General features: G+C 65.1%; 18 protein-coding genes. 6 read left to right on the top strand and 12 right to left on the bottom strand.

The genetic code is table 11. From position 1 onward, the window contains the following. Nucleotides 1–24: 24 nt before the first annotated feature. Genes AC0NIH_RS07375 through AC0NIH_RS07360 form a run of 4 tightly spaced genes read right to left on the bottom strand, consistent with a single transcriptional unit; the run spans nucleotide 25 to nucleotide 4,731 of the window. Complete coding sequence (locus AC0NIH_RS07375) at nucleotides 25–1,035, bottom strand: ABC transporter permease subunit (RefSeq protein WP_023763824.1); 1,011 nt, start codon at nucleotides 1,033–1,035, stop codon at nucleotides 25–27. Next, nucleotides 1,032–2,576 (bottom strand): sugar ABC transporter ATP-binding protein, encoded by a 1,545-nt coding sequence (locus AC0NIH_RS07370; RefSeq protein WP_473463098.1) that lies wholly within the window; start codon nucleotides 2,574–2,576, stop codon nucleotides 1,032–1,034. The genes AC0NIH_RS07375 and AC0NIH_RS07370 overlap by 4 nt, the downstream gene beginning before the upstream one ends. Continuing rightward, nucleotides 2,573–3,952 (bottom strand): FGGY-family carbohydrate kinase, encoded by a 1,380-nt coding sequence (locus tag AC0NIH_RS07365; RefSeq protein ID WP_473463094.1) that lies wholly within the window; start codon nucleotides 3,950–3,952, stop codon nucleotides 2,573–2,575. The genes AC0NIH_RS07370 and AC0NIH_RS07365 overlap by 4 nt, the downstream gene beginning before the upstream one ends. Next, nucleotides 3,949–4,731 carry a DeoR/GlpR family DNA-binding transcription regulator gene (locus AC0NIH_RS07360; protein WP_023776816.1) on the bottom strand — a complete coding sequence of 261 codons (783 nt, stop codon included), beginning with the start codon at nucleotides 4,729–4,731 and terminating at the stop codon, nucleotides 3,949–3,951. Before AC0NIH_RS07360 ends, AC0NIH_RS07365 begins: the two co-directional genes overlap by 4 nt. A 179-nt stretch (nucleotides 4,732–4,910) precedes the next feature. Here AC0NIH_RS07360 and AC0NIH_RS07355 point away from each other — a divergent pair, with 179 nt between their 5' ends. The 3 genes from AC0NIH_RS07355 to AC0NIH_RS07345 are packed head-to-tail and all read left to right on the top strand — an operon-like array spanning nucleotide 4,911 to nucleotide 8,089. After that, the gene (locus AC0NIH_RS07355; protein WP_473463091.1) at nucleotides 4,911–5,954 is read left to right on the top strand and encodes a class II aldolase/adducin family protein; all 1,044 of its coding nucleotides are present in this window, start codon (nucleotides 4,911–4,913) and stop codon (nucleotides 5,952–5,954) included. A 12-nt stretch (nucleotides 5,955–5,966) separates the two neighbouring features. Continuing rightward, nucleotides 5,967–7,241, top strand: coding sequence for an FGGY-family carbohydrate kinase (locus AC0NIH_RS07350; RefSeq protein WP_473463088.1), 1,275 nt, complete (start codon nucleotides 5,967–5,969; stop codon nucleotides 7,239–7,241). Further along, the gene (locus AC0NIH_RS07345) at nucleotides 7,238–8,089 is read left to right on the top strand and encodes a TIGR01459 family HAD-type hydrolase (protein WP_473463086.1); all 852 of its coding nucleotides are present in this window, start codon (nucleotides 7,238–7,240) and stop codon (nucleotides 8,087–8,089) included. The genes AC0NIH_RS07350 and AC0NIH_RS07345 overlap by 4 nt, the downstream gene beginning before the upstream one ends. On the opposite strand, the gene AC0NIH_RS07340 is transcribed toward AC0NIH_RS07345, so the two are convergent. Next, nucleotides 8,076–9,101: a sugar-binding transcriptional regulator gene (locus AC0NIH_RS07340; RefSeq protein WP_473463083.1), complete on the bottom strand. Its 1,026-nt coding sequence runs from the start codon at nucleotides 9,099–9,101 to the stop codon at nucleotides 8,076–8,078. The genes AC0NIH_RS07345 and AC0NIH_RS07340 overlap by 14 nt on opposite strands. A 156-nt stretch (nucleotides 9,102–9,257) precedes the next feature. Here AC0NIH_RS07340 and AC0NIH_RS07335 point away from each other — a divergent pair, with 156 nt between their 5' ends. Next, entirely contained in the window at nucleotides 9,258–10,058 is an 801-nt protein-coding gene (locus tag AC0NIH_RS07335) for a hypothetical protein (RefSeq protein ID WP_473463081.1), read from the top strand. Nucleotides 10,059–10,067: 9 nt separating this feature from the next. Here AC0NIH_RS07335 and ptsP read toward each other — a convergent pair whose 3' ends face one another. The 5 genes from ptsP to AC0NIH_RS07310 form a co-directional block, all read right to left on the bottom strand. Then, on the bottom strand, nucleotides 10,068–12,047 hold the full coding sequence (ptsP, locus tag AC0NIH_RS07330) for a phosphoenolpyruvate--protein phosphotransferase (protein WP_473463078.1): 1,980 nt from the start codon (nucleotides 12,045–12,047) through the stop codon (nucleotides 10,068–10,070). Between the two features lie 56 nt (nucleotides 12,048–12,103). After that, complete coding sequence (locus AC0NIH_RS07325) at nucleotides 12,104–12,484, bottom strand: PTS glucitol/sorbitol transporter subunit IIA (protein ID WP_023776823.1); 381 nt, start codon at nucleotides 12,482–12,484, stop codon at nucleotides 12,104–12,106. Nucleotides 12,485–12,620: 136 nt separating this feature from the next. Beyond that, nucleotides 12,621–13,625 carry a PTS glucitol/sorbitol transporter subunit IIB gene (gene srlE / locus AC0NIH_RS07320; protein WP_023776824.1) on the bottom strand — a complete coding sequence of 335 codons (1,005 nt, stop codon included), beginning with the start codon at nucleotides 13,623–13,625 and terminating at the stop codon, nucleotides 12,621–12,623. 16 nt (nucleotides 13,626–13,641) lie between these two features. After that, nucleotides 13,642–14,403, bottom strand: a complete 762-nt coding sequence (srlA, locus tag AC0NIH_RS07315) for a PTS glucitol/sorbitol transporter subunit IIC (RefSeq protein WP_473463074.1) — start codon at nucleotides 14,401–14,403, stop codon at nucleotides 13,642–13,644. A gap of 52 nt (nucleotides 14,404–14,455) precedes the next feature. Then, on the bottom strand, nucleotides 14,456–14,893 hold the full coding sequence (locus AC0NIH_RS07310; RefSeq protein WP_013892732.1) for a transcriptional regulator GutM: 438 nt from the start codon (nucleotides 14,891–14,893) through the stop codon (nucleotides 14,456–14,458). A gap of 192 nt (nucleotides 14,894–15,085) precedes the next feature. On the opposite strand from AC0NIH_RS07310, the gene AC0NIH_RS07305 reads away from it, so the two are divergent. Next, nucleotides 15,086–15,727, top strand: coding sequence for a hypothetical protein (locus AC0NIH_RS07305; protein WP_023763811.1), 642 nt, complete (start codon nucleotides 15,086–15,088; stop codon nucleotides 15,725–15,727). Between the two features lie 80 nt (nucleotides 15,728–15,807). After that, nucleotides 15,808–16,482, top strand: a complete 675-nt coding sequence (locus AC0NIH_RS07300) for an HAD family hydrolase (RefSeq protein ID WP_473463071.1) — start codon at nucleotides 15,808–15,810, stop codon at nucleotides 16,480–16,482. 27 nt (nucleotides 16,483–16,509) lie between these two features. Here AC0NIH_RS07300 and AC0NIH_RS07295 read toward each other — a convergent pair whose 3' ends face one another. Together AC0NIH_RS07295 and AC0NIH_RS07290 are read right to left on the bottom strand one after the other, a co-directional pair. Further along, on the bottom strand, nucleotides 16,510–17,646 hold the full coding sequence (locus AC0NIH_RS07295; protein WP_473463068.1) for a DUF930 domain-containing protein: 1,137 nt from the start codon (nucleotides 17,644–17,646) through the stop codon (nucleotides 16,510–16,512). A gap of 105 nt (nucleotides 17,647–17,751) precedes the next feature. Then, the gene (locus AC0NIH_RS07290) at nucleotides 17,752–18,495 is read right to left on the bottom strand and encodes a 5'/3'-nucleotidase SurE (protein WP_473463066.1); all 744 of its coding nucleotides are present in this window, start codon (nucleotides 18,493–18,495) and stop codon (nucleotides 17,752–17,754) included. Nucleotides 18,496–18,545: the final 50 nt, after the last annotated feature.

Raw genomic sequence — 18,545 nt, 5'->3', positions numbered from 1 at the left:
CATTTGCGCCGGCGACCAGGTCACTCACGTTCTTGCCCCTGCCTGGAGCCTGTAGCGGTCGAGGGCGACCGCCACGATGATGACCAATCCCTTGATGATGTACTGCCAGATGTCCGAGACACCGGCCAAGATGAGCCCGTTGGAGAGCACCGCGATGATCAGGCCGCCGATCAGCGTGCCCCAGATCGAGCCGACGCCGCCGACAAAACTGGTGCCGCCCAAAATCACGGCGGCGATGGCGTCGAGCTCGTAGGACTGCCCGAGCTGCAAGCCGTTGGCGGCGTAGAGCCGTGCCGCCGACATGGCGCCGCCGAGGCCGGCGAGCAGGCCCGAAACGCCATAGACGAAGAGCAGCACCAGCGGCACCTTGATGCCGGTCAGCCGCGCCGCCTCGGCATTGCCGCCGACGGCGTAGATCCAGGTGCCGAGCACCGTGCGCTTGAGCACCAGCCAGGACAGCACCACCACCGCCAGCGCGATGACGACCAGCCAGGGAATGCCGAACAGCGAGCCATTGCCGATGAAGTCGAACGGCAGGTCGGAGTTGAACACCGTCGTGTCCTGCCCGAGCAGGCGGGCAACGCCGCGCACCGCCGTCAGCGAGCCGAGCGTGACGATGAAGGGTGGCAGCTTGATGTAGGCGACGAGCAGCCCGTTGATGAGGCCGAAGCCGAGGCCGACGAGAATGGCTGCCGGCACGCCGAGCAGGCCCCAGTCCGGCACCAGGGACACCAGCACCGCCACCATCGCCGAGGCGGCGAGGATGGAACCGACCGACAGGTCGATGCCGCCGGTCAGGATGACGAAGGTCATGCCGGCGGCGAGCACGATGTTGATCGATGATTGCTGCGTGACGATCAACAAGTTGGTCTGGGTGAGGAAGCGGGGATTGATGAACTGGAAGCCGGCCGCCAGCAGCACCAACACCGGCAGCATGCCAAGCGCGGCGAAAACGGTGCTCAGCCGCCGGCTCCTGACCGCCGCCTGGTCCACTGCCGCCGTCCCGGTCGTCTTGTCGGTCGTTCTGTCGATCATTCCTGGGCCGCTCCCGTCGCAAGTTCCATGATCGCTTCCTGACGAAGCGGCTCGCCCCCGGATGCCGTCACCTCGCCCGATATGGCGCCGTCGCGCATCACCAGCACGCGGTCGGCGACGCCGATCACCTCGGGCAATTCGCTGGAGATCATCAGGATGGCGATGCCCTGGTTGGCGAGATTGTCGATCAGCCGGTAGATCTCCGACTTGGCGCCGACATCGACGCCACGGGTCGGCTCGTCGAGGATGACGACCTTCGGCTCGGTCTCCAGCAGCCGGGCGAGCAGCACCTTCTGCTGGTTGCCGCCCGACAGCGAGCCGGCATTGGCCTGTGCCGAGCGGGTGCGGATCGAGAGGTCCGCAATGGCCTTTGCCGCGCGCCTGTCGGCGGCGGTGAAGTCGCGGAATCCGCCCGCCCGTGCGTCCCTGGCCAGCACACCCATGCTGATATTGTCGGAGATCGACATGTCGAGGAACAGGCCGAGTTCCTTGCGGTCCTCGGTGAGGTAGGCGATGCCGGCGTCGAGCGCCTCGCGCGGCGAGCCGATGGAGATCGGTACGCCGTCGAGTTCAACCGTGCCGGCGCTGCGCTTGTCGGCGCCGAAGATCAGCCGGGCGAGTTCGGTGCGGCCGGAGCCGACGAGACCGGCCAAGGCCAGCACCTCGCCCTTGTGGAGATCGAACGAACAGTTCTTCAGCAGCCGCCCGTCGGACATGCCGCGCACCGAGAGCGCGACGGCCCGCTTCTCGTCCGGTGGGCGATGATCCTTCTTGTAGAAAGCCGAGAGGTCGCGGCCGACCATCATAGACACCAGGCGCGAGGCATTGAGGTCGGCGCGCTCAAGCGTGCCGACATAGCCGCTGTCGCGCAGCACACTGACGCGGTCTGCGAGCTGGTAGACCTCTTCCATGCGATGGCTGATGTAGATGATGGCGATGCCTTGCGCCTTCAGCGTCGCGATCACCTCGAACAGGCGGTCGGTCTCGCGCGAGGTCAGCGACGTCGTCGGCTCGTCCATGACGATGATACGCGCATTGGTCGACAAAGCGCGGGCGATCTCGACCAGCTGTCGCTCGCCGAGCGACAGGCTGGAGACCAGGACGCGCGCCGAGAAGGAGACGCCGAGCCGGCCGACGATCTCGCTGGCGCGCCGGTTGCATTGGTCACGATCGACGACGCCGAAGCGGCGCGGCTCATTGCCGAGAAAGATGTTCTGCGCCACCGTCAGATTGGGGGCCAGCGACAGCTCCTGATAGATCACCGCGATGCCGGCGGCGCGCGCCTTGATCGGATCGCCTGTCGCGGCGGGCACGCCGTCGATCAGGATCTCGCCACCGGGATCCGGCCGATAGGCGCCCGACAGGACCTTCATCAGTGTCGACTTGCCGGCACCATTCTCGCCCATCAGCGCGTGCAGCTCGCCAGCATGGACGCTGAGCGAGACATCGTGCAAGGCGCGGATCGCACCGAAGGTTTTGTAGATGTGGCGCATCTCCAGCACCGGCTGGCGTGTGTTTTCGACCTTGGCCGTCGCGGTCATCGCGCGCCTCCCGCCACTTTGCCCGCCGTGCCGCGGCCGGCGACGAGATCGCGCCAGTCGTCGCGGTAGCCGGCAAGGCCGGTGAAGCGCGCCGCTGTCACCGGTCCCGGTACCTCGGCGGCGAATTCGCGCCCGACACTCTCAAAGGCGAGCGCTGCCGCACCCGTGGCGCTGCCCTCCAGCGAGGCGCCCTGCATAAAACCCTGGCCGGGACGCAGCTGCGCCAGCAGCCCGGCAAGCAGTCCGCCAGCGTTCAGCCCGCCATCGACGATGACGGTGTTTTGCGAATGGATCAGGTCGAGGCAGAGATCGACCATCAGTGCGACATAGAGCAGTGCCACGGCCGCGCGCTCCCCGGCATCGGGCATGCGCCCAAGCAGCCGGCCGGGACGATCCGGCATCGGCCCGCCCGGCGCGAAGCTCGGCAGCGCCATGATGCCGGCGTCGATTGCCTGCTGGATCGAGCCATTCGGGATCGCGCGTTGCCAGCCATCGCTGATGACGGCGAATTCGCGCCCGCCCATGAAGCGGATGGTCGGCACCGGGCCGCCGTCGACATCGACATTGACCAGCATGTCGCGGTCCCGGTCGAGTGCCTCGAGCGGGCAGTCGGGATTGAGCACGACGACCCAGGTGCCGGTCGACACCACGGTCAGCGGGCCAAGCTCCTGCCGGCGATAGGCATGGAGAGCCGCATTCGAATCGTGGACGCCGTTGTGGATGGCGACCGGCCGCGCGGCGCCGCCAAGATGCCGCTCGCCGATGACGGCGCCGGCACGCGCGAAGGTCGGCATCCGGCCGCGCCACCCCTCGGCGTCGACCAGCGAAGAGAAATCACGCCGGCGCGGCGCCCACAAATGCGAATGGCAGCCGAGATAGGATACTTCCGAAACCGGCCTGCCGCCGAGACGCCAGCTCCAGTATTGCGGATAGCCGAGGATCGATGTCGCCGCCGCGAATGCGCCGGGATCGACCTCCTGCAGCCACAGCATATGGCGGCCATAGTTGAAACCGAGCGGCAGGCGCGGCGAGAACGTCTCGGCAAAATCCGGAATGCGAGGATCGATCCGAGCGGCGATCTCGGCCGGCGGCTCCTGCTCGTAGTCGAGAATCGGGTGCGTCAGCGCCTCATCGTCCACCAGGGCAAAGGTGCAGCCATGGCCGGATACCATCACCCCTTCGACACTATGGTTGTCGACCGCGTCAGTGACGGCGCTGAGCGCCCAATCGTGGAGGTCGGCCTCGTCAAGCACGCTGAAGCCGTTCTGGCGCGTCCATTTCGGCTGGGTCCGGCGCTCGTCGAGGATGCGTCCGTCCTGGCCGAAGACGAACAGCTTCGAATTGGTCTTGCCGAAGTCGAGCACCGCCAGTTTCATGGGACGGCTCCCAAGGTGGAAGCAATCCGCACCATGACGCCGGCATCGTCCAGCATGCGTGCATCGGTATCGGAGAGGCCATCATCGGTGATCAGCGTGCCGATGCGCGACAGTGGCAGCGAGACATTGCGTGCGTGGATGGAAAGCTTGCGGCTGTCGGCCAGCACCACGATCTGGTCGGCGCACAGGCTGAGATCTACGATCGAGCGCACCAGCAGCGGGTGCGACTCCAATAGCCCTTCCTGATTGAGACCTTGCGCGCCCAGAAAGAATTTCGAGGCGTAGAAGGAGGTGGCCTGGGTCGGCGAATGGATGATGCCGGGTTCGCGATGCAGCTCGCCGCCGGCAACCGTCAGGCTGCAATGGCCGTGATCGCTGAGATAGGCCGCGAGCGGCATCGAATTGGTGTAGAGCCGGATGTTGCGTTCGGCGAGCTTGACGCCGAGATGGAAACAGGTCGAGCCGCCATGGACGATGACCGCGTCGCCGTCGCGCACCATGGTCGCGGCAACGGCCGCGATCTGCCGCTTGGCCTCGACGGCGAGGTCACGGTTCTCGTCATAGGGCCGGGCATAGGCGACGCCCGCATGGGCAGCGCCGTCGAGCGCCGAGATGCCGCCATAGACCTTCCGTGCTTCCCCGGCTTCGTCGATCCTGTCGATATCGCGCCTGACCGTCGCCGCCGAAACGCCGAGCCGCTCCTGCAGCTCGCGTACCGAGGCGAACGGGCGGTCCCGCAGCAGTTCGACGATCTGACGCTGGCGGCCGAAGTCGCTCAACACTTCCCTCCCGAAATGCCATTTTTCATGACAATTGGCGCAACTTACTCAACATTAGTCGGATTGCAAGCTGTTTTGAGGATATTAGATCACTGTTGACGTAGATCACTCATATCTGCGATATCTCCGCCAAATGTCGGTCCCGGCGACGGGATTTCGTGCAGGGAGAAGAAGGCGGCATGGCAAACCAGGCTGATGCACAGGAACTGGCAGCCTTGCGGGCGCTTTCGGCCGGCATCGGGCTGAACCCCCACATGACCCAGGCGGCGGGCGGCAACACCTCGCTCAAGGCTGGCGATACGCTGTGGATCAAGGCTTCGGGCACTTGGCTGAAGGATGCGCTCAGCGACGACATCATGGTGCCGGTGGCGATGGCGCCGTTGCTCAAGGCGGTCGAAGAGCGCAATCCGGCAGCCGACAAGCCGCAGGCCTTTGCCATCTATGAACTCAATCCGCGCGGCCTGCGCCCGTCGATCGAGACTACGGTGCATGCGTTGATGCCGCAGCGCGTGGTTCTGCATGTCCACTGCGTGGATACGATTTCGCTTGCCGTGCAGGCCAACGGCGAGACCGAGGTCGCCAGGCGGCTGGACGGCATCGAATGGGCCTATGTCCCCTATTTCCGTCCAGGTCTGCCGCTCGCCCGCGGCATTGCCGAGAAGCTGCGGCCCGGTGTCGATGTGCTGATCCTTGGCAATCACGGGCTGGTCGTCGCCGCCAAAACCGTGGCCGAGGCTGACCTCCTGCTGCGCCGTGTCCGGTCGCTCCTGGCGCGACCGGCACGCGTTACCGCCGCGCCAGACATCGCGGCCCTGACAACGCTTGCCGGCGACAGCGTCTACCGATTGCCGGCGGATATCGAGGCGCATGCGGTCGCGCTCGATCCGGAAAGCCGCCGCATGGCCGAGGCCGGCAGCCTCTACCCCGACCATGTCATCTTCCTCGGCCAGGGCTCGGTCGTGGCCGAGCCAGGCGAGGACGCGGCCGGTGTCATCGCGCGGCTCGGCGCTGCTCCGGTGGCGATCCTGTTTCCCGGCGCCGGGATCCTGATGCGCGGCGACGCCAGTGCCGGCGCCGATGCCATGCAGCGTTGCCTCGCCGACGTGACGGCACGCGTCGACGTGGCGGCGCGGCTGAACTATCTCACTGCCGCCGAAAACAACGAACTGGTCAACTGGGACGCCGAGCAGTATCGCCAGAAGCTCAACGCGGCCGGCGGCTAGCAAAGGACTGAGATGATGCCCCTTGTGATCGGCATCGACATCGGCACATCGGGCGCGCGCGCCGTTGCCATGCGTCCGGATTTTTCCATTGCCGGCCAGTCCGCTGTCCGCCTCGACACGTTCAGCCAGGATCCACGCGCGCCCTCGGCATGGTGGCAAGCGGTCCAGGCGGCGCTGACGGAGCTGCTTTCGGGCATCGACGGCGCCGCGGTTCGTGCCATCGCCGTCGACGGCACGTCGGGCACGCTGCTGCCGGTCGACGCCGCCGGACGGCCGCTGGCGGAACCGCTGATGTACAACGACAAGGTCGCCGACGACGGAATCCTGGCCGCGGTCGCGCGCGAGGCACCGGAGGCTAGCGCCGCACACGGGGCGACGTCGGGCCTCGCCAAGGCTTTGCTGTTCCAGCATCTGCCCGGCATCGCGGCAGTGCTGCACCAGGCCGACTGGATCGCGGGAAACCTGTCCGGACGTTTCGACATCAGCGACGAGAACAACGCGCTGAAGTCGGGCTATGATGTCGAGGCCCGGCGCTGGCCGGACTGGATCGCGGCCGCCGGCATGCGCATGGGCTTGCTGCCGCGCGTGGTAGAGCCCGGCGATGTCACCGGCACCCTCACCCCAGCCATGGCGGATCTGTTCGGCCTGCCGCGCGACGTGGCCGTGGTTGCCGGCACCACCGACGGCTGCGCCTCGTTCCTGGCGACCGGCGCTACGGCCATCGGCGACGGCGTCACCGCGCTGGGATCCTCGCTGACCATCAAGATCCTGTCCGACCGGCCGATCTCGGCGCCGCGCTTCGGCATCTATAGCCATCGCCTCGGCGACACCTGGCTGGCGGGCGGCGCATCGAATTCCGGCGGCAAGGTGCTGATCCAGCATTTTCCGCTCGCGCGGATCATCGAACTCAGCGCGGCAATAGACCCGACGACCGAAACCGGCCTCGATTATTATCCGCTCGGCACAGCAGGCGAACGGTTCCCGATCGCCGATCCGGCCCTGCCGCCGCGCCTCACCCCTAGGCCGGCCGACGACGCCGACTATCTCAAGGCAATGTTGGAGGGCATGGCCGCGATCGAAGCGCTCGGCTACGGCAGGCTGGCAGAGCTTGGCGCACCGGCGCTGACATCGGTCAGGAGCGTCGGCGGCGGTGCGGCAAATCCGGCATGGACGGCGATCCGGCAGCGCAAGCTCGGCGTCGATTTCCTGCCCACGCTGTCTGACGAAGCCGCAGCCGGCACCGCGCGGCTGGCGCTAAAGGGTGCAAACAAGCAGGGACTCCTATGAGCGCGAAAACAATCGAACGTCTCGACGGCATCGCGCCGCTGGCTGAGCGTTACCAGGTCTTCCTGCTCGACCAGTTCGGCGTGCTGCATGACGGCCAGGCTCCTTATCCCGGCGCGGTGGCGGCATTGTCGGCGCTGAAGCACGCCGGCAAGACGGTGGTGCTGATTTCCAATTCCGGCAAGCGCGCCAGGCCCAACGAGGAGCGCCTGCTCAAGCTCGGCTTCGCCGCCGGAAGCTGGGATCATTTCGTCTCCTCCGGCGAGGTGGCATGGCGCTCCTTCAATGACATGGCGGCATCGGGAAAGCTGCGGCCGGGGACAAAATGCCTGCTGATCAGCCGCGACGGCGACCGCACGGCGATCGACGGCCTGCCCTTTGTGCTGACCGAGGCCGGCGAAGACGCCGAACTGGTGCTGATCTCGGCCAGCGAGGGCGACCGCTACGAACTCGACCACTACCGCGGGCTGCTTGCTCCGGCGGCGGCACGAAAGGTGCCCTGCTTCTGCACCAATCCCGACAGGATCATGCTGACCGCGGTCGGACCCCGCTTCGGCGCCGGGGAACTCGCCGATCTCTACGAAAGCCTTGGCGGCAGCGTCACCCGCATCGGCAAGCCCTATCCGGCGATCTTCGACGCCGCGCTTGCACTGGCCGGCGAGCCGGATCGTGGCAGCGTGGTCTGCGTCGGCGACAGCGTCGAGCACGACATAGCGGGCGGAAATGGCGCCGGCGTCGCCACGGCGCTGGTGCTGAGCGGAATCCTGGCCGACACATCGGATCTTGCCGCCATTTTCGACGAACAGCGGGCCTGGCCGGACTACATCACGGCTTCCTTCAGCTTCCGCTGACCGCATCGAGCATGCGCCTTGCGCTTTCCTCGTCGGTGATCAGGATCGTCGGTGCGATCAGGTTCATGGCGCCGAGCAGCGCCGCTGTCTTCTCCTCGCCGCCGGAAGTGAGGATGCGGATCGGCGCCTTGCGCAGGCGATCGACATCCACCGACATCACATGGCTGTTGACGGGATGGTCGACCAGATCGCCGTTGCGGTCGTAGAAATGGAACAGAAGGTCGCCGACGGCGCCACGCGCAAGCAGCGCCTCCCGGTCCGCTTCCTTGAGAAAGCCGCCGCGCGAGAAGGTGGTGGCCGAAGCGATGCCGCCAACGCTCAGCAGGACGGCATCAAGCGCGTCGGCCATTTCGAAAATCTCCTGCAGGCCGCAGCGCTCGACCAGCGCGATCTTGGTCTCGACGCTGTCGACGACGGCCGGCGTCGGCATCAGATAACCGTCACCCTGGAAGATCTGGGCGAAGCGCCACGCGAACTCGGCCGGGTTGACCCGGCGTGCGACGCCAACACCGCCAAGCAGCGATATCACGCTGAAATCGGTCAGCGACTTGGCGCTGATGAACGGCAAAGTGTGGAACAGCGTCACACCCCAGCCGACACCGACCCGCATGCCCGATTTCATCGCATCGGACAGGAACATGCCGGTCTTGGCGGCGATTGCCGGGATCGGATCGGCATTGGCCGCCGTCAGCGGCGCCACCAGCGCCTGCTGCAGGCCGAAGGTCTTTTCGAGCGCGCGCTCCAGCCGCACGATCTCCAGGAGTTCGCTCTCGATGGTGATCTTCACCTCGTTGCGCGCGCGGGCCTCCGCCAGCATGCGCACGATGGTGACGCGGCCGACGCCGAGCACGTCGGCAATCTCGTTCTGCGTCATCTGCTCGACGAAATACATCCAGGCGGCGCGGATCCTGAGGCGATCCGTCCGGCTCTCGCTGGCGACCTGCTCGATCGCTTCGGCTCCTATCCGCCCCTCGTCGGCCCGACCCTCTCCGGTTTGTCGTCGCCTGCCCAAATCATCCCTCCCCCGCAGCGATGGACCAGCACGCCATCGCCGATTCTGCATGCTGTTTTAGTATCGCCTATTGATCTGCCTATCGATAGGAACAATGTAGTGTTGGTGGCCGGCCGTTGCTGACGGCCCTCCACGGCACTTTCGAGGCGACCCGCGATGCTCCGACAAATCTCCGAAGATGTCCGCGTCAACCTGAAGGACCGGTTGCGGGAAGTCCGCGACATCATCCGCCAGAGCCGCCATGACGGCACCGGTGACGCCAGCCTCCTGCGCGAAGCCACCAGCCACCTGCCGTCATTTCCGGGCAAAGGCATCGAAGGCCTGCTCAGCCACGCCGCGAGTGCCGTCGACGAAGCGCTGTCGATCGCCGAATCCTTTGTCCCGCACGAGCGACCGATCAAGGTCGACGGAACGACCGTAAAGGGCCTCGGCACCTATTTCCCGGCCGGAAACGAGGACCGGCAGTTGAGCGCGGAGCGTCTGTTCCGGCGCGACATGTACTATCTGACCAAGGCGGTGCTTGCCGGGCTGAAGATCGACAATGCCCGTATCCATGAAGCCGATTTCGCCGCCGTTCATGCCACGATGCGCAAGCGGCATGGCGATCTGCTGGCCGCCCTGACCGCGACCGGTGCCGGCCTGCAGGCGATCGCGGCCACCTGTTCGGCGCTGCTGGTCGAGTGCCTCGGCCAGCGTCCGGTCCGCTTTGGCGAAACCGCCCCGGAAACGACGGCGGCGGGTGACCGGGCGCTCGACATAAGCTGCCTGGCGCCGGTCGTTCTGGCTTGCGGCCTGGCGACAACTGGCCGCGACGGCGCGCCGGAGCCCGACATGCTGGAGATCGCGATCCTGGCGGCCGATATCCGTCACGACCGCATCGTTCAGGCCTGCGGCAGGGCGAGCCCGGTCGCTGAACTGACCCCTGTCTTTGCCACCTTGCTTGCGCATTTGCCGTAGCTCAGGGATTTAGTCCCCGGCCATGGCCGTGATGGTTTTCTTGGCGCGCTGGATCGAGGCCGGGCTCATCGAAAGTTCGGTCAGCCCCATCTCGACGAAGGTGGGAATGAGATCCGGCCGCCCGGCCGCCTCACCGCACATGCCGACCATGATGCCGGCCGCGACGCCAGCCTTGGCCGTGAGCTCGATCGCCGACATGACGGCCGGATTGGTGACGTCGTTGAGCTTGGCCACCGTTGGGTTGAGCCTGTCGGCGGCCATGATGTACTGGGTGAGGTCGTTGGTGCCGATCGAGAAGAAGGCCACTTCTTTTGCCAGCGCCGGCGCGATCAGCACGGCGGCGGGGGTCTCGATCATCACGCCGAGGTCGAACGTTGCGTAAGGCACGCCTTCGGCCTTCAGCTCGGCGGCGCATTCGTCGACCAGTGCGCGGGTGCGCGTGACTTCGGAAATATCGGACACCATCGGCAGCATCACCTTGATGTTGCCGTGCACGGCTGCCCGGAGCAGCGCCCTGAGCTGGCGCTTGAAGATGTCGGGCCGGTCGAGGCACATGCGGATGCCGCGCCAGCCGAGGAAGGGGTTCTCCTCGTCGGGAAACTCGATGCCGGCAATCGGCTTGTCGCCGCCGATGTCGAGCGTGCGCACGATGACCGGGTGGGGCGCGAAGGCCTTGGCCAGCGCCGCATAGGTCTCGGCCTGCATGTCCTCCGAGGGGAGATGCATGTGGCGCATGAACAGAAGCTCGGTTCGGAACAGGCCGACCCCCATCGCGCCGGCTTCCTGCGCCGCCTCGATCTCTTCCAGCGAGCCGATATTGGCGGCGACCTCGATAACCGTGCCGTCGGCGCGCTTCGGCGTCACCGTCTTGAAGACGCTAAGCCCGGCACGCTCCTTTGCCGCCGCCTCGACGCGGCCCGCGAAATCGGCGCGCGTCGCCGCATCGGGGTCGACGATCACATGGCCGCTGTTGCCGTCGAGCGCCACCTCTTGAGCGGCACGCAGGGCATTGACCTTGTTGCCGAGGCCCAGCACCGCCGGAATGCCATGCGAGCGGGCGATGATGGCGATGTGGGAGGTGGCACCGCCATGGCCGCAAACCACCCCGCCGATGCGTTTCAGCGGCGCGCGCGCCAGATCCCAGGCGCCGATGTCGTCGGCGATGAGAATGGCGCCTTCGGGAATGTTTTCGAGGCTGACGTCGTCTTGGCCCAGCAGCACCAGGCAAATCTGCCGCCCGACGGCATGGACATCGTCGGCCCGGGCATTGAGATAATGATCGTCAACGGCGCTGAAATCGGCGGCGATGGTAGAGGCGGCGGTGATGACGGCCGAAACCGCGTCATTGCCGCCCCTGATGGCCTTTTCGGCCTCGCCGGTCAGGCTGTCGTCGGCGGCGATATCCCTGAGCGCGGCGACGATGCCGCGATCTCCGGCCGACAGGCTGTCCTGCGCCAACGCCCGGTCCATGCGCGCCTGGACGGCGGCAATGGCGGCGCGGAACCTGTCGATCTCGCCGGCGATCTCATCGGCCTGCAACAGGCGGCCTTGCCCGGCAATGTCAGGCGGGAAATGCGCGAAAGCCGGACCGATGGCGACGCCTTCGCTTGCGGCGACACCGCGCAGACCCCTGGCTTCGCTTGATATCGCCGGCGCGGAATGAGGCGCCGATGCAGGCGCGCCTTCGTGCCCGGCATCGTTCGCGGGGGTCTGCGGTTCTTCATCGTCGAGACCGGCCTTGGGGTTTTCCAGATAGCCGATCAGCGCCTCGATGGCCTCGCTGGCGTCGGCGCCATTCGCTCGCACCGTGACTTCCTGGTTTTCCTTGATCGCCAGCAGCATCAGCTTGACGGAGCTCTTGGCGCTGACCGCCTTGCCGTCCTTGACCAGCTCGACCTCGGATTCGAAACCCTTGGCGAGCTTGACGAACCGCGTGGCGGGACGGGCGTGCAGACCTTCATGCACTCTGACGATGGTCGAGCGTTCCATGGCAAATACTCTGCTTTTTTGCGCGCCAAAACCAGATGGGTCGCGGCGCGATGCTTTCAGGCGGCGATGGTGATGATCGCGTCTGTCTTCAGGGCGGTCACGAGCGCTTGTGTATCGACCTGCGATGCACAGATCTCGCCCGGCCTCTCGGCCTCGCTGGCGCCGTTGAACGAGATGACGACGTGGCCCATCTCCAGGACCTTGCTCCATGCGCTGGAGCCGACCGCGGTTATGGTCGCGGAAACATCGCCAAGGGTGATCGACGCGCCCTTCTGGGGCGCGCCGTCGCTGGGTCCGTGCTCCATCTTGTGGAGCACGGAAACCTCGGCGAGCTCGGGCGGCGAGCCATCCGCGAACAGGATGACCACGCCCCCTTCGGCAAGGTCCGCCACTTCGGGTCCGATGGCTGTGACCCGTGTTCTCAACAGAACCGTCATATGGCGAACCTCATTTTCCAACTCTCCTGAGATAGAGTGGCTCATCGCTTTATGGAAACGGCGAGCCACTCTATCTCTTTTGTTTTGAAGCAATTCCGGACGGAAAACCGTGGAACACTTTTCCTGGAATTGCTTCTTAGAACACGATCAGGCTGACGACCCAGGCGATCAGCACCGAGACCGGACCCATGATCTGGCGGCTGATGAGCACCGCCGGCACACCGATTTCGATCGTCTTCGGCTTGGCTTCGCCCAGCGCCAGGCCGACCGGAACGAAGTCGCAGCCGACCTGGGTGTTGTAGGCAAACAGCGCCGGCAGGGCCATCGCCGGCGAAATCGTGCCGTTGGCGATCTGCGGACCGATGATGGCGACGCCGATGACCTGCGCGATGACCGCGCCTGGCCCGAGGATGGGCGACAGGAACGGCAGGCCGCAGATCGCCGAGATGATCAGCAGGCCGACGATGTTGTTGGCCAGCGGTCCCATCGGCTGGGCCAGCACGTCGCCGATGCCGGTGTACAGGATCAGGCCGATGAGCATGGTCACGAAGGCCATGAACGGCAGCACGTTGCGCACGACCTGGTCGATGGTGCGGCGGCCGGAATTGAAGAAGATGCCGACCACACGACCCATGACGCGGCCGATCGAGCTGATCAGGCCGATAAGCCCGCCTTCGCTCGGCAGCGGCTGTGGTGCCGCGGCTGCATTGCTATTGCTTGAACCCATCGATGCTGCTCCCCCCGCAGTGGTGACCGTTTCGGATCCGTCCGCCATTGTGACGTTGGCCGGCTTCACGCCCGAAACGTAGATGTCTTCCGTGATGAACTGGGCGAGCGGCCCAGCCTGGCCGACCGGCGTCAGGTTGACGGTCGGGATGCGCTTGCGCGGGTAGACGCCGCAGCGGGCGGTACCGCCGCAATCGACGACGACGACCGCCATCTCGCCTTCGACAGGCGGCGCCTTGAAGCCGTCGACAGCCGTGGCGCCGGTCATGTCGGCGATGAGCTGTGCCACGGGATGGATGCCGCCTCCCGTAACGGAGACGATCTTGTCGCGCTGCGCGGTTGGCTCGATGACGAGCGGGCCGCCCCAGCCTGTGTTGCCCCTGGAGATGCGTACGGCTTTGTATGTCTTGGCCATGTTGTCCTCCCCGCCCTTACAGCTCTACGCCTTGGCGGCGTGCCATGATGGCGGTGATGCGCTCGGTCAGCATGCCCTTGAGCAGGATGACGACGAGGCCGACGATGGCGTACCAGATCGCCACCTTGACGTGGTAACCGGCAACGACCGCACCCTTCTTTTCCAGCTCCAGCAACGCGACGAGAATGCCGCCCCAGACGAAATATTCGCCGGGATTGATGTGCGGGAACAGGCCAAGCGGCGGGTGCACGTAGGACACGGCCGCGTCATAGAAGGCCGGCTTGTGCTTTTCTTCCAGGAACGATCCGAACGTATAGGCCATCGGATTGGTGAGGAAGAACACCGCCAGCAGCGGCAGCAGCGTATAGCGCGTCAGCGCGATACGGCCGGCACCGCGCGCCAGGCCATGCACGCGCTCTTCGCCGACCAGCTCGGTGACGGCATAGAAGGCGGTCATCAGCACCACCAGCGTCGGGATGATGCCGGTGACGAAGCCGGCGAACACTTCGCCGCCCTTCTGGAAGATGCCGATGAAGTATTTGCCGATGGCGGTCAGCCAGCCGAGCTGCTCTTCCTGCTGGACCTCTTTCAGCTTTTCCTTGAACTGATCGACTGTGATCGGTCCGCTGTCCGCCTGTGCGAGGACAACGAGATGGTCGGAGGCATGCTCGACAGCGAGCTTGCTATGCAAAGCAGCATCCGAGACCATGGCACCTGCGACATGCAGATTGTGCACGGCCATGTCGGCATGCTGCGCCAACAACGAAAATACAGACATTTCTCCTCCTTATGCCGCCCGCCGGTTTATCCCAGTCGGTGCGCGGCGTGCTTTAGGCCCTTGCTACGTTCAAACCGGATAGGCCCGGCTTCTTCCCCGGCTCCGACCGTGCCTTGTCGATCTGCTCGATCGCGCGCTTCACGGCCTCGGCCACACCGGGTTCCCCCTCCCCCATGATTGCAGGGTTGGACCGGAGTCGATCGAGGGCAACGCCCTCGAATTCTTGAAATCTCTTGAATTTGGTGAAGACGGAACGGCCGCTCATCACCATCACGCGGCGCACGACCAGGTCAGGCGTCACCACGACCAGCGCGATGGTGCCCTTGGCCAGCCGGCCGCGAAAATTGCCGGCTCCGACAAAACCATCCTTGTACTGGTCGGTGACACCGCGGAAGACATCCGAATAGTGCCGCATCTGCAGCCAGACGCCGAGCGACTGCAGCGCCCACACAATAACCAGCAGAAGCAGTCCCCACTGCCAAATCGCCATTCGGTTCTCCTCCCGAAGTCTCAGTTGAAGCTTACCTTGGACCGGCGCGCGACAACAGCAAAGTGAGAACATTTGTTTCCGCGAATGTCAATATGTATGATATTGACCCTGGTCACGGTCATCCACAGGGCCGTCGGCCGATTTCGGCGGCGGCACGGCTGTGCTAGCCTGTGACGAAACGGGATGCGTGAAATGGAACTGCCCTTCAGGGACGAACTGGCCCTCATGCCCGACCTGCGCCACCGGTTGCGGCAGCTGCGCTGGTTCCGCGCCACCTTCCGCGGCAGCGCCAAGGTGGTGTCGGACACGTTCGGCGTGCGTTTCGAGATCGACGAGGCGAAGCTGACCCGGGCTTTTCTCGACTGGGTCGAGATCATGGAAGAGCAGAAGCGCTTCGCCGCGGTCGACCGCGCCGACTTCATCGTCTTTGCCGCCGGCCTCGTGCTGCGCGAATTGATCAAGCAGGCGCCGGCCAGGGAAATCTCGGGCCTCGCGCAGCTCATCGAGACGGACCAGAATGCCGGCACGCTGGAAATCATCCGCTTCTGGCCGGAAGGCTTCCTCTACACCAACTACTGCGTCTCGGTGATTTCGGCGATCTATGAGCAGGAATTCGGCACGGCACCCAGCATCGACAAATGTGCCGACGATCTGCGCACCTGGTGGTCCTATCGCGAGAATGTCACCGAGATGCCGGCCTACGCGGTGGCTTTCCTCGACCGCTTCCTCGGGGCCGAACCGAACTGGATCACGCCGGACCGCGCGCAGTCCCGGCAAGCCATGCAACGAGCGCTCGGATCCGCCCGCGCCAGCGACGCGCTGCGCCAGCTTTGACCCCGCCAAAAACAGCCCGCTATTGAACATTTGACTTTTTGCCGATAGCGATGTGCGAAATCGAGTCCGGAGAGTAGCGCGTGGCGCGACCAAGGCCTATCATTTTCGATTGCGACGGCGTTCTCGTCGACAGCGAGCCGCTGGCCGCCAAGGCCTACGAGCGCGTCTATGAAAAGCACGGCATGCCCGGCGTCCATGGCGGCATCATCGCCCAGTGCGTCGGCATGAAGCAGTCCGACATCATCATCCGAATCAAAGAGTTAACCGGTCACCAGTTTCCCGCTTCGGCGGACGGCGACATCTGGGCCGAGACCAAGATCCTGTTCTCCGAAGAGCTGAACCCGACGCCGGGGATCGCGGCGTTCCTGGAAACGCTCGAGGGCGACCGCTGCGTTGCCTCGTCATCGTCGGTCGAGCGCATCAACCACAGCCTTGCCGTCACCGGCCTGGCAGGGTTTTTCGGCGACGCGATCTACAGTTCCTCGATGGTCAAGAACGGCAAGCCCGCGCCCGACATCTTCCTGTTCGCCGCCGCCAGGATGGGCGCCAATCCGGCGGATTGCATCGTCATCGAGGATTCCCCCTTCGGCATCCAGGGCGCGGTCGCCGCCGGCATGACGGCGATCGGCTACACCGGCGGCGGCCATACCTATGCCGAGCATGGCGCGCGGTTGACGGCGGCCGGCGCCGATTTCGTCTGCGCCGACTGGCATGAAGTTAGCCGACAATTGTCTGGGCTCGGCGTGCCCGCCTAATTTTGCGGTTAGAGCAATTCTGCAATTCTAAAGAGGCCGCGGCCACTGGCTCCTTGGGATCACGGCGCCGACACGGAAGTTGAACGACAAGACCCTAGTCGCCTCGGTATCGACCTCGCACCGGAAGCTCAGCTGGTACCAAGTGGTCATCGTGCTGAAGGCGGCCTCCGGTCGGCTGAGAACATTGCCCGCCTTGAGCGGAATAGTGGGCAGCCATTTGGGAGAATAGTCGGCCTGCTGCAATTCCTGGTTCAGTACGTTGGCGCAAAGGTTGGCAATGCGCTGATCGCGCGGCACGTTCTCCATGGAGCTTGTGGCGAACGCATTGCCGGTTGCCCCCTGCGAGTAAAGCTTCCTGACGCCCGGAAGGCCGGAATAGATCGGCGATCCCGCGACCTCTTTGTTCGTCGAACCTCGCTTCCCTGCATTCCCGCCTGGGGCCTTCAAGGCTCTTGCGGATTTGAACTTCATAGGCTTTGAAGGTTTGGGCTTTGCCTTTTCGGCCGAGGCTGGAGGCGCCGGCTTACCACCCGTCTCAGGCGGCAATGGCTCTGGCGTCACGGCCGCTTGCTTTTCGGCGGGTCGCGGTGCGACCTCCGGCGGCTGTTTGTCAGTGCCCTCGGCCGCCTGCTTCTCCTCGCTTTGCGCGGGCTTTTCGTCCGGCGCAACGGTGGCTGGCTTTTCGTCCGGCTTGCTGGGCTCTGCCTTCTGTTGTGGCGTTGCAGCCGGGGCAAGCTCGGTCGGCGTGGGTGTCGGTGCTACAGGCGGCTTCGCCGCCTCATCCTTGGCCAGCGACGGCGTGTTGGGCTTGGCGCTGCCACCGTCGAGCGATTTCTCCGGCCCGCTATCTTTCTGGCCGTACTGGAAAACGCGCTTCAGAACCTGTTCGTTTGGTGGTTTCGGCGGTTCCGGAGGCGGCTTTTGTTCAGGCGGCTTTTCAGCCTTCTTCTCAGGTTTCGGCTGCGGTGGCTTTGGGGCAGGTTTCGGCTTAGGCGTCTCGGGCGGCGGCACGATCGCGACATTGACCGGCTGCTCCTCCAGCGGCTGTGGGGGAGGCACGCGCAGGCCATAAACCAGCAGCGCCGCGATAAGCGCGTGCAGGATCAGCGATGCGGGAATGCCCCACAGCAGATTCCGACGCCGTTCTCGTGCCTCGTCCTTCATCCTGACCGATGTGGAATGAAATAGCGGCGGCTTCAAGCATAAGCACAGGATTGGCGCAATTTGGCCGCTGACAGCTTGGTGATCTGGATGATCACGCGCAGAAGATCAGCCCAGAATCCCGTCGAGAAACCGTTCGTCCAGCGGCGTTTCGCCAAACCAGTTCAGCCGGTTGATGCTGACAAAGCCGGCATCGATCGCCGCGTTATCGTCGCCCGGCTTGCTTGCATGGGCACGACCGCGCGGCACGGTGATGACGGTGCGATCGCCATCGCTTTCAAGGATTTCGGCGGTGCGGCCAATCTTGTCACGGCCGATGCGCGGCTGCCGGATTTCGGCCGGCAGCGAAGTCGGCAGGTTGACGCTGAGCCAATGTCCCTCGCTCGTCCAATCCCCGCGCGATTGCCACAATGAAGCAATCAACGTGCCGAGCCACTGGTCGTCGCCATCGGTGAAATCAGGATTCTTCACACGCGAAAAGCCGATCGCGGGGACGCCCCAGAAGGTCGCTTCTCGCGCAATGCCGAGCGTGCCGGAATAGGCGAGATCCTCGGCGACGTTGCGGCCGTCATTGACGCCCGACAGCACGAGGTCCGGCTTCTTCTCATCGGCGAAGAGCCATGTCATGGCGCTCACCACGCAGTCGGCCGGCGTGCCGGAGCAGGAATACCAATTCGGCTTGACGCGCAGCATCGTCAAAGGTCTCGCGATCGTCAGCGACGACCCGGCCGCGGTGCGCTTGCCATCGGGCGCGACCACCCAGACGTCGTCGCTCAGACCAGTGACCGCGTTGACGAGACGGGCAAGTCCCGGCGCTTCGATGCCGTCATCGTTGCAGATCAGGATTCTCATTGTTCGCTCCCCAGAGTATGATGCCGAAGAGTGTGAAGCGGTTTTTCGGA

The sequence above is a fragment of the Mesorhizobium sp. WSM1386 genome (assembly GCF_055901595.1).
Note: the sequence above shows the minus strand (reverse complement) of the source record. Positions and strands in the feature narration are given on the sequence as shown.

Bases quoted from the DNA above. Each gene is read 5' to 3' on its own strand.
- AC0NIH_RS07375 (WP_023763824.1), bottom strand. From the start codon at position 1,035: ATGATCGACAGAACGACCGACAAGACGACCGGGACGGCGGCAGTGGAC.
- AC0NIH_RS07370 (WP_473463098.1), bottom strand. From the start codon at position 2,576: ATGACCGCGACGGCCAAGGTCGAAAACACACGCCAGCCGGTGCTGGAG.
- AC0NIH_RS07365 (WP_473463094.1), bottom strand. From the start codon at position 3,952: ATGAAACTGGCGGTGCTCGACTTCGGCAAGACCAATTCGAAGCTGTTC.
- AC0NIH_RS07355 (WP_473463091.1), top strand. From the start codon at position 4,911: ATGGCAAACCAGGCTGATGCACAGGAACTGGCAGCCTTGCGGGCGCTT.
- AC0NIH_RS07350 (WP_473463088.1), top strand. From the start codon at position 5,967: ATGATGCCCCTTGTGATCGGCATCGACATCGGCACATCGGGCGCGCGC.
- AC0NIH_RS07345 (WP_473463086.1), top strand. From the start codon at position 7,238: ATGAGCGCGAAAACAATCGAACGTCTCGACGGCATCGCGCCGCTGGCT.
- AC0NIH_RS07335 (WP_473463081.1), top strand. From the start codon at position 9,258: ATGCTCCGACAAATCTCCGAAGATGTCCGCGTCAACCTGAAGGACCGG.
- ptsP (WP_473463078.1), bottom strand. From the start codon at position 12,047: ATGGAACGCTCGACCATCGTCAGAGTGCATGAAGGTCTGCACGCCCGT.
- AC0NIH_RS07325 (WP_023776823.1), bottom strand. From the start codon at position 12,484: ATGACGGTTCTGTTGAGAACACGGGTCACAGCCATCGGACCCGAAGTG.
- srlE (WP_023776824.1), bottom strand. From the start codon at position 13,625: ATGGCCAAGACATACAAAGCCGTACGCATCTCCAGGGGCAACACAGGC.
- srlA (WP_473463074.1), bottom strand. From the start codon at position 14,403: ATGTCTGTATTTTCGTTGTTGGCGCAGCATGCCGACATGGCCGTGCAC.
- AC0NIH_RS07310 (WP_013892732.1), bottom strand. From the start codon at position 14,893: ATGGCGATTTGGCAGTGGGGACTGCTTCTGCTGGTTATTGTGTGGGCG.
- AC0NIH_RS07305 (WP_023763811.1), top strand. From the start codon at position 15,086: ATGGAACTGCCCTTCAGGGACGAACTGGCCCTCATGCCCGACCTGCGC.
- AC0NIH_RS07295 (WP_473463068.1), bottom strand. From the start codon at position 17,646: ATGAAGGACGAGGCACGAGAACGGCGTCGGAATCTGCTGTGGGGCATT.
- AC0NIH_RS07290 (WP_473463066.1), bottom strand. From the start codon at position 18,495: ATGAGAATCCTGATCTGCAACGATGACGGCATCGAAGCGCCGGGACTT.